Origin of the sequence: Flavimobilis soli (assembly GCF_002564025.1) — a bacterium.
Taxonomy (GTDB): domain Bacteria; phylum Actinomycetota; class Actinomycetes; order Actinomycetales; family Cellulomonadaceae; genus Flavimobilis; species Flavimobilis soli.
Map to the genome: position 1 here is coordinate 14777 of NZ_PDJH01000001.1, position 13314 is coordinate 28090.

Genomic DNA, 13314 nt, shown 5'->3' on the forward strand with positions numbered 1-13314 from the left:
GCCTGTGCGCCGCGACATCGACATCACCCCCGTCGTCGAGGACTACCTCAAGGTCGTGTGGTCGGCCCAGGAGTGGTCCGACACCCCCGTGACGACCAAGCTGCTCGCCGAGCGCCTGGGGGTCGGCGCGTCCACCGTCTCCGAGACCGTCCGCCGCATGTGCGGCATGGGCCTCCTCGAGCACGAGCGCTACGGCGCGATCTCGTTGACCGACGAGGGACGCGACCTCGCCGTCGCCATGGTCCGCAGGCACCGCCTGCTCGAGACCTATCTCGTCGAACGCCTCGGCTACCAGTGGGACGAGGTCCACGAGGAGGCCGAGGTGCTCGAGCATGCCGTCTCCGACCTGCTCATCGACCGCATGGACGCAGCGCTGGGCCACCCCCGCCGCGACCCGCACGGCGACCCCATCCCGACCGCGCAGGGCGAGCTCGAGCCGAGCTCTGCCCGCACGATCGACGAGCTGCCGCAGGGGGGCGCTGGCGTCGTCACCCGCATCTCCGATGCCGACGGCGACATGCTGCGCTGGTTCGCCGACCTCGGCCTCGGCCTCGACGCCCGCGTCGAGGTCCGCGCCCGCCGCGAGTTCGCCGGAGTCGTCACCGTCGCCTGGACGGCAGACGACGGAGGACCCGAGCGGCAGGCCGACCTGGGCCTGCCTGCGGCACGCGCCGTGTGGGTCGACGTCGAGGACGCCGAGGCGGGGGAGTGACCGCCGCGACGGACGGCCAGACGGCCGGGCTGCGGGCAGCGATGCCCGCGCTCCTCGCGCTCGCGGTCGGCGGGTTCACGATCGGCACGACCGAGTTCGCCTCCATGGGGCTCGTCCCGCTCATCGCCGACGACCTCGCCGTCTCCGTCCCGACGGCCGGGCACGCGGTCACCGCGTACGCCGTCGGCGTCGTCGCGGGCGCGCCGACCCTCACCGTCCTCGCCGCGCGCGTCGAACGCACCCGGCTGCTGCTGATCCTCATGGGGATGTTCGTCGTCGGTCACGTGCTGTCCGCGCTCGCGGGCTCGATGGGGCTGCTGATCGTGGCCCGCTTCCTCGCCGGGCTGCCGCACGGCGCGTTCTTCGGGGTCGGTGCGGTCGTGGGCGCGGCCGTCGCAGGGCCGCGCAACCGTGGCAAGGCGATCGGCATGATGATGGCCGGCCTGACGATCGCGAACATGATCGGGGTGCCGCTCACGACGCGCGTCGGGCAGGTCTGGGGGTGGCGCGCGACCTTCTGGATCGTCGCGGTCCTCGCGCTGCTCACGATGCTCTCGCTGTGGCGCCTCGTGCCGCGAGGCGCGGGCGGCGAGGGCTCGTCCGTGCGTGACGAGGTGCGCGCCCTGCGCAACGGCCCGCTCTGGATCGCCTTCGCCGCGGGAGCGATCGGCTTCGGCGGTCTGTTCGCGGTGTACACGTACGTCGGACCGCTCGTCACCGAGGTCGGCCGCATGTCGACGGAGAGCATCCCGCTCGTCATGGGCCTGTTCGGCCTCGCGATGACCGTCGGGGTGCTCGTCGGCGGGCGGCTCGTCGACCGTGGCGTGCTCCGCACCGTCGTGCTCGGCTTCGTCACGACCCTCCTCGCGCTCGTCCTCCTCGGCGCAACCGGATCCGCGCCGGTGATGCTCGTCGTCGGGCTCGTCGCGCTCGGCGTGACCTCGCAGGTGCTCGGCCTCGCGATGCAGGCCCGCCTCATGGACCTGTCGCCGCTCGCGCCCTCGCTCGGGGCGGCCCTGTGCCACTCGGCGCTCAACGCGGGCAACGCGGAGGGCGCGTTCGTCGGCGGTCTCGTGATCGACGCCGGCTGGGGCTACCTCGCGACCGCGTGGGTCGGTGCGGCTCTGACCGCCGTCGGGCTGCTCGTCGTGCTCGCCGTCGGGCGGCAGCGCACCGGCCTCCCGGTCGCGGAGCGGGTGCGTCGCAGCCTCGAGGACACGCCCGCCGACGAGGTGTGACGCCTCCAGCGGGCGTCCAGAAACGCGTGGGACCATGGTCCCGGCCGCAGCCGGGCGGCCGCCGACCGAGGAGCGTCCCGTGACCGACCCGACAGCCGACCACGTGCCCGACGGCGCGTCGCAGCTCGACGAGATCGACGACGGCGTCATCGCGCCGCGCCCGCTCGCGGACCGCACCCTCGGCCGGATCCTCGTGATCCTCGGGCTCGTCGGCCTCGCGGGCTCGCTCGCCCTCGCGATCGAGCGCTATCTGTCGCTCGTCGACCCGGACCACCAGCCGACGTGCTCGATCAACGCGCTGCTCACGTGCAGCCCGGCGATGGCGTCCGACGCGGGCAGCCTGCTGGGCTTCCCCAACCCGTACATCGGCCTCGGCGCGTTCCCGGTCGTCGTGACGATCGGCGTCGTGCTCCTCGCCGTTCCCGGTATCGCGTTCCCGCGCTGGTTCTGGCGCACTTTCCTCGTCGTGGCGACGGCTGCCACGGGCCTTATCGCCTACCTCGTGTACACGAGCCTCGAGGTCCTCGTCGCGCTGTGCCCCTACTGCATGGTCGTGTGGTTCGCGACGCTCCCGATCTTCTGGTTCCTGCTCGTGCGCAACGTCCAGGACGGCCTGTTCGGCGGCAGCGCGTCGTCGGGCATCGTGCGTCAGCGCGGCCTGCTGCTCGCGGCGATGTTCGTCGCGCTGCTCGCGTGGATCGTCGTCGGCCTCGGCCCGAGCATCGCGGGCGCGTTCGCCTGAGCGGCTGCTCCGCGGCAGGCTGCCTGCGCCACCCGGGCGTGCGCTCGGAGGTCCCTGCGGCCCGGTAAACTCGCGAGAGTGACTGACAAGCCCAACGTCCCGAACCAGCCTGCTCCCGCGCGCTCCGGCGCCCCGTCCCCGGAGGAGCCGCGACTGCGCTACACGCCGCAGCTCGCCGAGGAGATCGAGCTCCGCTGGCAGGACCGCTGGGCCGAGCGCGGGACGTTCTGGGCGGCCAACCCGAGCGGGCCGCTCACCGACGGCAAGGGCCGCCACGCGGACCCCGGCTCGCCGAGCTTCTTCGTCATGGACATGTTCCCCTACCCCTCGGGTGCGGGCCTGCACGTCGGCCACCCGCTCGGCTACATCGCGACCGACGTCGTCGGCCGCTTCCGCCGCATGTGTGGCGACAACGTGCTGCACGCGCTCGCGTTCGACGCGTTCGGCCTGCCCGCCGAGCAGTACGCGGTCCAGACCGGTCAGCACCCGCGCATCACGACCGAGCAGAACATCGCGAACATGCAGCGCCAGCTCCGCCGCCTGGGCCTCGCCCACGACGAGCGCCGCTCCTTCGCGACGACGGACAGCGAGTACGTGCGCTGGACGCAGTGGATCTTCCTTCAGATCTTCAACTCCTGGTACGACGAGACGGCCGTGCGGCCCGACGGCGGCACCGGCAAGGCCCGCCCGATCGCCGAGCTCGAGGCCGAGCTCGCCGACGGCACGCGTCCCACCCCGGACGGCACGCCGTGGGCCGAGATGGACGCCGTCGCACGCCGCCGCGTCATCGACTCCTACCGCCTCGCCTACGTCTCCGAGTCGCCCGTGAACTGGTGCCCCGGGCTGGGCACCGTCCTCGCGAACGAGGAGGTCACCGCCGACGGCCGGTCCGAGCGCGGCAACTTCCCCGTCTTCCAGCGCAGCCTGCGCCAGTGGAACATGCGCATCACCGCGTACGCCGACCGCCTCGCGGACGACCTCGAGCTCATCGACTGGCCCGACAAGGTCAAGGCGATGCAGCGCAACTGGATCGGCCGCTCGCAGGGCGCCAAGGTCCGGTTCGACGTCCAGGGCGGCAGCGAGGTCGAGGTCTTCACGACCCGCCCCGACACCCTGTTCGGCGCGACCTTCATGGTCGTCGCCCCCGAGCACCCCCTGCTCGACGAGGTGCCCGCCGAGTGGCCCGACGGCACGCGTGACGCGTGGACCGGCGGCCACGAGAACCCGGCCGCGGCGGTCGCCGCGTACCGCGCCGAGGCCGCCGCGAAGACCGCCGTCGAGCGCCAGGCCGACGCCGGCCGCAAGACCGGCGTCTTCACGGGCCACCTCGCGACCAACCCCGTCAACGGCGCGCTGCTGCCCGTCTTCACCGCCGACTACGTGCTCATGGGCTACGGCACCGGCGCGATCATGGCCGTCCCCGGCGGGGACGAGCGCGACTACGCGTTCGCCGAGGCCTTCGACGTCCCCGTCATCTACACGGTCGACGCGCCCGAGGGCACGCCGGACGGCGCCCGCACGGGCGACGGCGCGATCATCAACTCGTCGAACGACTCGATCTCGCTCGACGGCCTGTCCGTCCCCGAGGCGAAGGCCGCGATGATCGCGTGGCTCGAGGAGCGCGGAATCGGCGAGGGCACGATCACGTACCGCCTGCGCGACTGGCTGTTCAGCCGCCAGCGCTACTGGGGCGAGCCCTTCCCGATCGTCTACGACGAGAACGACCTGCCGATCGCCGTCCCCGACTCGGCCCTGCCGGTTGACCTGCCCGACGTACCCGACTACTCGCCGCGCACGTACGACCCGCAGGACGCCGACTCGTCGCCCGAGCCGCCGCTCGGCCGCAACGAGGACTGGGTGAACGTGACCCTCGACCTCGGTGACGGCCCGCGCCAGTACCGCCGCGACACCAACACGATGCCCAACTGGGCCGGGTCGTGCTGGTACTACCTGCGCTACCTCGACCCGACCAACGCGGACGCCGTCGTGGCCGCCGAGCTCGAGAAGTACTGGCTCGGCCCGGACCACAACGCGACCGCCGGCGCCGCGGGCGGCGTCGACCTGTACGTCGGCGGCGTCGAGCACGCCGTGCTGCACCTGCTGTACGCGCGCTTCTGGCACAAGGTCCTCTTCGACCTCGGCCACGTCTCGGGCTCGGAGCCCTTCCACAAGCTCTTCAACCAGGGCTACATCCAGGCCTACGCGTACACCGACGAGCGCGGCGCGTACGTGCCGGCCGCCGAGGTCACCGAGACCACCGGCGCCGACGGCCAGACCGAGTACCGATACCAGGGCGAGCTCGTCAACCGTGAGTACGGGAAGATGGGCAAGTCCCTCAAGAACATCGTGACGCCCGACGAGATGTACGACGCCTTCGGCGCCGACACCTTCCGTGTCTACGAGATGTCGATGGGACCGCTCGACCTGTCGCGCCCGTGGGAGACGCGTGCCGTCGTCGGCTCGCAGCGCTTCCTGCAGCGCCTGTGGCGCAACGTCGTCGACGAGACGACCGGCGCCGTCACCGTGACGGACGAAGAGCCCGACGTCGCGACGCTGCGCGTGCTGCACCGCGCGATCGCCGACGTGCGCACCGAGATGGAGGCGATGCGCCCCAACACGGCGATCGCCAAGCTCATCACGCTCAACAACCACCTCACGAGCCTGCCCGCGGTCCCGCGGGTGGCTGCCGAGGCGATCGTGCTCATGACCGCGCCCGTCGCGCCGCACATCGCAGAGGAGCTGTGGGAGCGTCTCGGCCACACCGAGTCGCTCGCGTACGAGCCGTTCCCGGTCGCCGACGAGGCCTACCTCGTCGAGGACACCGTCACGTGCGTCGTCCAGGTCCAGGGCAAGGTCCGTGCGCGCCTCGAGGTGTCGCCGTCGATCAGCGACGCCGACCTCGAGGCCGCCGCCCTCGCCGAGCCCGCGCTCGTGCGCTTCCTCGACGGCCGTCCCGTGCGGAAGGTCATCGTCAAGGCGCCGAAGCTCGTCAACGTCGTCATCTGACGGGTGGAGATCCCGCACACCGCGATCGGCGGTGCGCTCGCCGGTGCGCAGCGCGCCTTCGAGCGGCCGACGCTCACGCTCCTGCACAAGCAGAGCGCGCCGCTCGTCGTCGCCGTCTTCGCGTCGGCGTTCCAGGGCCGGCAGTCGATCGGCGTCGAGCAGCTTCACCTCGAGGTCTCCGACCTGCTCGCGCAGCTCAAGGCCGCCGGCACGCCCGACGTGCCGGACGACCCGGCGCGCGTCCTGTGCGCGCGCTGGGTGCGTGAGCGGTGGCTCATCAAGAACGTCAACGACGCCGACGAGGAGGAGTACCAGCTCACCTCGCACGCGCAGGAGGCGCTCGACTTCGTCGCGCGCGCCGGCGGCGCTCGCTCGCTCGTCTCCGAGTCGCGCATCCGCGCGCTGCTCGACGCCGTCGACCACTTCGCGCAGGACGCCAACCCCGACCGGGAGGCGCGGATCGCGTCGCTCGACGAGCAGATCGCCCGGCTGACCGCGGAGCGCGACCGCCTCGCCCGGGGTGGCGAGATCGAGCCCGTGCCCGACGCCCGCATGGAGGAGCAGCACGACCACCTGCTGCTGCTCATGCGCGAGCTGCCGACCGACTTCACGCGCGTCGCGGAGTCGATCAAGGAGCTGCAGCGCACGATCATCCAGCAGCTGCGCGAGGACGACCGCCCCACGGGCGAGATCCTCGAGGAGTACCTGACAGCGTCCGAGAACCTCATGGAGAACACTCCCGAGGGACGCGCGTTCCTCGGGGCGCTCGAGCTGCTCGGTGACCCTGGCCTGCTCGCGCGTCTCGACGCCGACCTCGCCGCGGTGCTGCAGCACCCGTTCGCCGAGCGGCTCACGCGCGCCCAGCGCACGGCGCTGCGTGGTATCCGCCACCAGATCGTCTCGTCGATCGAGGTCGTGCTCGCCGAGCAGGCGCGCGCCTCGCGCACGCTCACCGCGCAGATCCGCTCGCACAACCCCTTGCGAGACCGCGAGCTCGACCACGCGATCCGCGACGTGGTCTCCGCGCTGTCCGAGTGGTTCCCGCGCACGTCTCGTGGCGCCCGCGTCGAACCGCTCACCTGGCTCGGCCGCGCGAACCTCGGCCGCCTGCGCGACTCGCTCCACGACCTGCGGCCCGAGTCGCCGCCCCCCGTGCTCGACGACTGGGCCGACGACGAGCCCGGCCTCGACGAGGCGGAGCTCGCGCAGATCCGCTCGATGGGAGGGCCCCGGCACGCGGACATCGACGCGCACGTGCGCACGCTGCTCGCCTCCGGCGCGGACGTGTCTGTCGCCGAGGCGTTCGCGGCGGCCTCGGACGAGCTGCGCCGCCCGGTCGACCTGCTCGGCTACCTCGAGCTCGCCGACGCCGCCGCGACCCCGACGAGCGCGGACGCCGCGGTGCCCGTCGAGAGCGTCGTGGCTCGTCGGCCCGACGGTACTCAGCGCACGTTCGTCGTGCCGCGCGTCCCGCTGCGCCCCACCCGCAGCGACGAGAACCTGACCCCCGCCAGCCCTGACCCCGGAGGACGATCATGACCGAGGACCTGACCACGGTGCCCGTCGCGCACGACCCCGGTGCCTTCGTCGACCAGGTCGCGATGGAGGAGGACACAGCCGTCCTGTTCGACGGCGACAAGGGCCAGCTCCCGTACGAGGCGCGGCGCGCCTTCGCGCTCCTGCTGCGTTCGCGCTACCTCTCCGCGGCGGACAACCCGGGGGAGTGGCGCGCGCTGCTCGCGCACCAGGATGTGCTCGAGAGCCGCTGCCACGACCTGTTCCTGCAGCTCGTCGTCGACCGCGACTACGAGCTCGCGTACAAGACGCAGGTCCGCGAGGACGGCCTCGCCGTCCCGATCCTGCTCAAGGACGAGCCGTACAAGCGCGTCGAGACGCTCATGATGGTGCACCTGCGCAACGCCTTCCGTCAGCAGCAGGGTGCGGGTGAGCGCGTCGCGTTCATCGACGCCGAGGAGCTCGTCGAGTACGCGCTGAGCTACCTCGCGCAGGACGAGACGAACCTCGCCGCGCGCCGCCGCGAGGCGGACAACGCGATCGCGACGCTCGTGCGCGAGCACGTGCTCGACGAGGTCGGGGAGGGCCGCTACCGCATCCTGCCCGTGATCGAGGTGCTCCTCCCGGTCGACCGCCTGCACGAGCTCGCACGGTGGCTGCGCAACCCTGCGGGCGACGACGATGCTGCGGACCCGGGTGGGGACGCCGCCCTCGACGAGGGCGACGTCGAGGAGGACGCCGACGACGCGCCCGAGGACGACGCAGCCGGCGAGGCCGCGCCGAGCGGCGCAGACGCCCCGGCCGACGCCCCCGACGCCCTGCACGACGACGCCGAGGAGGCGCTGCTGTGACGACCATGAGCCAGTCCCTCTTCGGGCTGATCCCGACCGCGTCGACAGGGCAGCAGTGGGTCGCCCGCTCGATGCAGCTCATCAACTGGGGCGGTTACCACGGCTTCCACGAGGTCGCGTTCGCGTCGACCGCGACGCTCGTCTCGGGTGGCTCCGGCACGGGCAAGTCGACGCTCCTCGACGCCTACATCGCGCTGACCATGAGTCACACGACGCCGTTCAACGGCGCGTCGAACGGTGCGGCGTCGGGCCGAGCGCGTGGGCGCGAGCAGCGCAACGTGCTCTCGTACGCGCGCGGCAAGCTCGACGAGGCGCGCGTCGCGGGCACGAGCTCGTCGCGCGACGCCGTCCTGCGCGGTGACGGCACCGACACGTGGTCCGCGATCGCGATGACGTGGGCCGACCAGGTCGGCCAGACCTTCACCGCGATCCGCGCCTACTACGTGCCCGCTGCGGCGACCCGCAACGACGAGTGCTCGTTCGTCCGCGCGACGACGGACTCGGCGTTCGACCTGCGCTCGCTCGAGCCCTTCGCGCCCGGGCGGTTCCCGAGGGGCCCGCTCCAGGAGCGCCTCGGCCTCGTCCTGCACGACACGGACATCGCTTTCACGACGCGGCTGCACGCGACCCTCGGCATCGGCGCCGCCGGCGACGGCGCGAAGGCCATGGGCCTGCTCGCCCGCATCCAGGCCGGCCAGCAGATCACGACCGTCGACGCGCTCTACAAGTCGATGGTGCTCGAGGAGCCCGAGACCCTCGCGAAGGCCCAGGAGGCGATCGACCACTTCGACGAGCTGAGCGAGGTGCGCGAGGAGATGCTGACCGCGCAGCGGCAGCTCGAGGTCCTCGCCCCGATCGTCGGGCTGCGCCAGCGCGTCGAGGCCGCCCGAGAGCAGCTCGAGGTCGTCTCGACCCTCGGCGTCGAGCGGGCGTCCGAGCGCACGACGCCGTTCGCGCACTGGCACGACTCGCGTCGCCTCGAGCTCGCTCGCGCCCAGGAGGTCGCCAACCGGCGTGCCTACGCGCAGGCCGAGGAGCGCAAGGTCGGCCTCGACGCGCAGATCCTCGTGACCGAGCGCGAGCACGAGGAGATCAAGGACAACCAGCGTCGCAACGGCGGCGACGAGATCGCCCGCCTCGAGCGCGAGATCGCCGCCCTCGAGGACGCGCTCGGTGACACCGAGGTGCGCCACGCGCGCTTCGAGCAGCACCGCGCCGTCGTCGGCGTGCCCGTCTCCTCGAAGAGCGAGTTCGAGGCGCTGCGCCGCGCCGCGGGCGAGTTCGTCGACTCGCGCGACGAGCGCGAGCGCGAGCTTGCCGACGCCGTCTACGAGGCGCGTGCCGCGCACGCGGAGGCCGTCCGTGCGCTCGAGACGCTCGAGCGTGAGAAGGCGTCGCTCGCCGTGCGCCGCGGCAACGTCGCGGCCGAGGACCACCAGGCGCGCTGCCTGCTCGCCCAGGCTGCGGGCCTGACGCCCGAGGAGCTCCCGTTCGTCGCCGAGCTGCTCGACGTGCGCGCCGAGCACGAGCCGTGGCGCGAGGCGATCGGTCTTGCCCTCGGTGGCTTCGCGACGACGCTCCTCGTCGACGCCGACCACCTCACCGCGTTCCGCCGTGCGATCAACGACGTCGACCTGCGCCGTCGCCTGCGGTTCGAGGGCGTGCGGACGGGCCTGCCCGTCGTCGAGCAGACCGACCGGTCCCGTCTCGACGGGCGTCTTGACGTCAAGCGCGGCCCGTTCACGGGCTGGCTGACCGACCGCCTCGCGCGTCAGTTCTCGTACGTGTGCGTCGACGATCCGGCCGACCTCGGCAAGCACGCCAAGGCGCTCACGCGCACCGGCCAGACGAACGACGGCAGCAGGGGAGCGCACGGCGGCCGCGGCCGACCGAGCGTCCTCGGCTACTCGAACGAGCGCCGTCTCGCGCAGATCGACGAGGAGCGCCGGGAGGCGACCGTCGCGGTCGCCGAGCGCCGTCGCGCCGTCGAGGACGCCGAGGCTGCCGCGCGCGCGTTCACCGACCAGTTCGCCGCGTACCAGGCGATCGGCGGGTTCTCGTGGGACGAGATCGACGTGCGCGGCGCGTCGCGGCGCGTCGCCGAGCGGCGCGAGCGGTTCGAGGAGCTGGCTGCGGGCAGCGACGTCCTGCGCGCCCTGCGCGAGGACGAGCAGCGCCTCTCCGCGCGGCTCAAGGACCTGCGCACGCAGTCCTCGCGCGCGGCGGTCGAGATGGAGCGGCTCGAGGCCGCGTGGGGCATGCTCACCGACGAGGTCGACGAGCTGACCGACGGGCTCGCCGAGCTCGAGGACGCGGGCGTCGCGGCGTCCGACGTCCAGGTCACGCTCCTCGACGACCGGCTCGCGGCGTCGGGCTGGGACGGCGGCGACCTGCGCGCGTTCACGACCGCTGTCGCGGCCATGCGCGCCGAGCTCGTGCACGCGCACGAGCTCGCGGAGCACGACCTGCAGTCCGCTCTCGACACGCTCGCGCGGACCTTCGAGCGCTTCGTCGAGCTGTGGCCCAACCCGAACCTCGGCACCGACCCGGACGCGTCCTACGACGACTTCCGCCGGATCCTCGGCGAGATCGAGCACCAGCGCATGTTTTCCCTGCGCGAGCGGTGGAGCCGCGCGATCTCGCGCCTGTCGGGCCGCGACCTCACGATGCTCGACACCGCGATCGAGCAGGCCGTCGCGGACATCCGTGCCCGCATGGAGCCGGTCAACGAGATCCTCTCGGTGCTGCCGTTCCACGACGACGCGCACCGGCTCCGCATCACCGCGACCGTCACGGAGGCGCACGACATCACGACGTTCCGGCGCGAGCTGCGCGCCCTCGCGAAGGACGTGCCCGACGACGCGACACCGGCCGAGCGCGAGCGTCGGTACGCGCGCATGGCCAAGCTGCTCGCGCGCATCCGGCCGGACAGCCCCGAGCGTCGCCGTCTCGTCGACGTGCGCGAGCACGTGCGCATCAGCGCCGAGTGCGTCGACCTCGACGGCAACCACGTGAGCGTCTACGACCACATCGCCGGGAAGTCCGGCGGTGAGTCGCAAGAGCTCATCGCGTTCATCGTCGGCGCGGCGCTGCGCTACCAGCTCGGCGACGCAGACGCTGAGCGGCCGCGCTACGCGCCCGTGTTCCTCGACGAGGCGTTCATCAAGGCGGACTCCCGGTTCGCCGGGCGCGCCGTCGGCGCGTGGCGCGGGCTCGGGTTCCAGCTCATCATCGGTGCGCCGCTCGACAAGGTGTCCGCTCTCGAGCCGCACGTCGACCTCGTGCTCCAGGCGGTCAAGGACGAGGTCGGGCGCTCTCGCATCCAGTGGGTCGCGGCGTCCTGACGGTCCGGGCTTCCAGGCGACGCCGGGAGCCGGCGGCACCCGCGCTCACGCGAGCACGGGAGATGCGCTTCAGCGCTTGCGCGTGCCGAAGATCGTGCGCGTGATCTCACGCCCGAGCTGCGTCCCTGCCGAACGCAGGAGCGAGTCGAGCCCGCCGCTCACGCCGCCGCTGCGTGAGCGGCTCTGCGCGCGCGGCGCAGGCCTTGCGGCCTCACGCTCGAGCTTCGCGCGCATCCGCTCGAGCTCGGCGGCCTGCTTCTTCGCCTCCTTCTCCGCGGCGGCGCGCGCCGCAGCGTCGGCCTTGGCCTGCTCCTCGGCGAGACGCTGGGCTTCGGCGGCAGCGGCCTGGGCGGCGACACGCTGCGTGAGGAGCTCGTACGCCGACTCGTTGTCGACCGGCGTCGCGTAGCGCGGCGACAGCGGCGACGACGCGACGAGCCCCTCGAGCGTCGCGACCGGCGCGGGGTCCATGGAGCCCTGGGGAGCGCGCAGGCGCGTCCACGCGACGGGCGTCGGCGCCCCCTTCTCGCTCAGCACGGTCACGACCGCCTCGCCCGTGCCGAGCTCCTGCAGCAGCCGTTCGAGGTCGTGGTCGCTCGTCGGGTAGGTGCGCGCGGCCGCGCGCAGGGCTGCGGCGTCGTCGGGCGTGAACGCACGCAGGGCGTGCTGCACGCGGTTGCCGAGCTGCGCGAGGACGTCGCCGGGGACGTCCTTGGGGCTCTGCGTCACGAAGAACACGCCGACGCCCTTCGAGCGGATCAGCCGGACGGTCTGCACGACCTGCGTGAGGAAGTCCTTCGAGGCGCCCGTGAACAGCAGGTGCGCCTCGTCGAAGAAGAACACGAGGCGCGGCTTGTCGACGTCGCCGACCTCGGGGAGCTCGCCGAACAGGTCCGCGAGCAGCCACATGAGGAACGTCGAGAACAGCTGTGGGCGGTCCTGCACCGCAGGGAGCTGGAGCGCGGAGACGACGCCCCGCCCGTCCGGTGCGGTGCGCAGCAGGTCGGCCGTGTCGAACGCGGGCTCGCCGAAGAATGCGTCCGCGCCTTGCGCCTGGAGCGCGACGATCTCGCGGAGGATCACGCCCGCCGTCGCGGCGGAGACGCCTCCGAGCGACTTGAGCTCCGCCTTGCCGTCGGGTGACGTCAGGTAGGAGATCGTCGCCTGCAGGTCCTTGAGGTCGAGCAGCGCGAGGCCCTGCGTGTCGGCCCAGTGGAAGATCAGCCCGAGGCAGGACTCCTGCGTGTCGTTGAGGCCGAGCACCTTGGCGAGCAGCAGCGGCCCGAAGTCCGTCACGGTCGTCCGGATCGGCGTGCCGGTGCCCATGCCGCCGAGCGAGAAGGGCTCGACCGGGAAGCTCGTCGCCGCCCAGTCCTGGCCGAGGCTCGCCGTGCGCACGAGCAGCTTCTCGCCGCCCGCGCCGGGGACGGCCATGCCGGACAGGTCGCCCTTGATGTCGGCGACGAACACGGGGACGCCGTGCGTCGAGAGCTCCTCGGCCATGAGCTGGAGGGTGCGCGTCTTGCCGGTTCCCGTCGCGCCCGCGACGAGCCCGTGCCGGTTGAGCATGGCAAGGGGGAGGCCGACCTGGACGTCGGGGTGCGGGGCTGGCTCGGTGTCGTCGTCCTGGGAGAGGAGCGCGCCGAGGCGGAGCATCGGCCCGGCGAACGTGTAGCCGTCCGCGACACGTTGGGCGTGCTCGCTGCGGCTGGGTGACGCGGCAGCGTCCGTGGCGGGGTGTCCGGCTGCTGCTGCCTCGGCGGCCGCGAGCGCCGCCTGCGCGGCCGCGGCTCGGGCCTCGGCGGCCTCTGCGGCAGCGTGGGCGGCTGCGGCGCGCAGCGCCGCGAGGTCGGCAGGGCCGTGGGCGTCGTCGCTCATGCGGGCATCCTATGACCCGGGTGCGGGG

General features: G+C 72.8%; 8 protein-coding genes. 7 read left to right on the plus strand and 1 reads right to left on the minus strand.

All coding sequences use genetic code 11. The features are described from left to right. Positions 1 to 4: 4 nt before the first annotated feature. The 7 genes from ATL41_RS00075 to ATL41_RS00105 all read left to right on the plus strand — a co-directional run bounded on the left by ATL41_RS00075 (position 5) and on the right by ATL41_RS00105 (position 11408). The gene (locus tag ATL41_RS00075; protein WP_098456653.1) at positions 5 to 712 is read left to right on the plus strand and encodes a metal-dependent transcriptional regulator; all 708 of its coding nucleotides are present in this window, start codon (positions 5 to 7) and stop codon (positions 710 to 712) included. Continuing rightward, positions 709 to 1950 carry an MFS transporter gene (locus ATL41_RS00080; RefSeq protein WP_342744389.1) on the plus strand — a complete coding sequence of 414 codons (1242 nt, stop codon included), beginning with the start codon at positions 709 to 711 and terminating at the stop codon, positions 1948 to 1950. The genes ATL41_RS00075 and ATL41_RS00080 overlap by 4 nt, the downstream gene beginning before the upstream one ends. Before the next feature lie 79 nt (positions 1951 to 2029). Next, entirely contained in the window at positions 2030 to 2692 is a 663-nt protein-coding gene (locus ATL41_RS00085; protein ID WP_169924469.1) for a vitamin K epoxide reductase family protein, read from the plus strand. 78 nt (positions 2693 to 2770) lie between these two features. Next, entirely contained in the window at positions 2771 to 5698 is a 2928-nt protein-coding gene (gene leuS, locus ATL41_RS00090) for a leucine--tRNA ligase (RefSeq protein ID WP_098456655.1), read from the plus strand. A gap of 3 nt (positions 5699 to 5701) precedes the next feature. Then, on the plus strand, positions 5702 to 7237 hold the full coding sequence (locus ATL41_RS00095) for a DUF3375 domain-containing protein (RefSeq protein ID WP_098456656.1): 1536 nt from the start codon (positions 5702 to 5704) through the stop codon (positions 7235 to 7237). Continuing rightward, on the plus strand, positions 7234 to 8064 hold the full coding sequence (locus tag ATL41_RS00100; RefSeq protein ID WP_098456657.1) for a DUF4194 domain-containing protein: 831 nt from the start codon (positions 7234 to 7236) through the stop codon (positions 8062 to 8064). Before ATL41_RS00095 ends, ATL41_RS00100 begins: the two co-directional genes overlap by 4 nt. Before the next feature lie 5 nt (positions 8065 to 8069). After that, positions 8070 to 11408 carry an ATP-binding protein gene (locus ATL41_RS00105; RefSeq protein ID WP_098458825.1) on the plus strand — a complete coding sequence of 1113 codons (3339 nt, stop codon included), beginning with the start codon at positions 8070 to 8072 and terminating at the stop codon, positions 11406 to 11408. A gap of 69 nt (positions 11409 to 11477) precedes the next feature. On the opposite strand, the gene ATL41_RS00110 is transcribed toward ATL41_RS00105, so the two are convergent. Next, positions 11478 to 13286 carry a helicase HerA-like domain-containing protein gene (locus tag ATL41_RS00110; RefSeq protein WP_098456658.1) on the minus strand — a complete coding sequence of 603 codons (1809 nt, stop codon included), beginning with the start codon at positions 13284 to 13286 and terminating at the stop codon, positions 11478 to 11480. Positions 13287 to 13314 lie beyond the last annotated feature (28 nt).

What these genes read in the sequence shown, in the direction of transcription:
- ATL41_RS00110 (WP_098456658.1), bottom strand. Translation starts at nt 13,286, where the DNA reads ATGAGCGACGACGCCCACGGCCCTGCCGACCTCGCGGCGCTGCGCGCC.
- ATL41_RS00105 (WP_098458825.1), top strand. Translation starts at nt 8,070, where the DNA reads ATGAGCCAGTCCCTCTTCGGGCTGATCCCGACCGCGTCGACAGGGCAG.
- ATL41_RS00100 (WP_098456657.1), top strand. Translation starts at nt 7,234, where the DNA reads ATGACCGAGGACCTGACCACGGTGCCCGTCGCGCACGACCCCGGTGCC.